Raw genomic sequence first — 1,185 nt, 5'->3', positions numbered from 1 at the left:
CGCGTGACAGATCCGGAACATCCCTGTGATGTGGATTCTTTTCTCATCGTGACGTTTACCAAAGCGGCGGCGAGCGAGATGCGAGGCAAGATTGCGGATGCCCTGACGGATTTGGCGGCAAAACAGCCGCAAAATCTGCGTCTGCGCCGTCAGCTCATGCTCGTGCACCGCGCGAAGATTACAACCGTTCATGCGTTTTGCATGGGCTTGGTTAAAGAGCATTTTCATGAGCTGGGATTGCCGCCGGAGTTTCGCACAGCGGACGACAGCGAGCAGACGGTGATGCAGAATGAGGTATTGGAAGACGTACTCGAAGCACAGTATGCGGTGGACAGTGAGGGATTTTCCGCGCTGGTAGAAGCGGTCAGCGGCGGACGCGATGACAGACAGCTGGCAACCCTCGTGCTGGAGACCTTTCGCAACTTGCAGTCCTCGCCGAAGCCAAAACGAGAATTGGAGCAGTATCGCCAGAAGTTTGTGCGGGAATTTGACCGCCTTGCCGATACCGATTGGGGTATCGCGTTGCTGCGAGAGGCGGAGAGTCGTATTGCGTATGGCATTGCCGTGCTGGATGATGCACTGGATGAGATGCAGGGTGCAGACGTCGTGCAGGATAAATATGAACCGGTTTTCGCGCAGGATAAACAGCAGGCGGAAGATCTGCTGACCTTGGTGCAGGACGGCGCATGGGATGCCGCTGTGCAGCTGTGTGCACAGATTCGAGATACCTTCAAACGTATTCCTGCTATTCGCGGCTATGAGGATAAAGCCTTTCTCGATGCGCTCAAGGATCGACGCAACAGTTGGAAATCCATCGTCAAGGAGATGGCGGAAAAAGTCTTGTGCGTCACAGAACAAGAGGTGCGCGAGGATATGCGCATGATGGCTCCAGCGGTCTGTGCGCTGTGTGATACGGTACAGCTGTTTATGGATGACTATCAGGCGGAAAAACTGCGGCGCGGCGTGGTGGACTTTAACGATTTGGAACACTTTGCTGTGCAGCTGCTTGTCGATGAACATGATGCGCCGACGCAGCTTGCCCGTGAGATGCATTTTTCCGAAATCATGGTCGATGAGTATCAGGACACCAATGCGGTACAGGACGCGATTTTCCGCGCGGTCAGCGATGACGAGAAGAACATCTTTATGGTTGGCGATGTCAAACAGAGTATTTATCGCTTCCGT

General features: G+C 54.1%; 1 protein-coding gene. It reads left to right on the top strand.

Features of this window, described 5'->3' with window-relative positions; translation table 11 throughout:
- Window positions 1-1,185, top strand: a 1,185-nt coding sequence (locus ACR0P9_RS12945) for a UvrD-helicase domain-containing protein (RefSeq protein WP_432620788.1), incomplete at both ends; no start/stop codon positions are given.

Source organism: Butyricicoccus sp. (assembly GCF_050872565.1).
In the GTDB taxonomy this organism is placed as follows: Bacteria; Bacillota; Clostridia; order Oscillospirales; family Butyricicoccaceae; genus Butyricicoccus_A.
The sequence above is the reverse complement of the archived record's forward strand: the minus strand, read 5'-3'. Positions and strand labels throughout refer to the sequence as shown.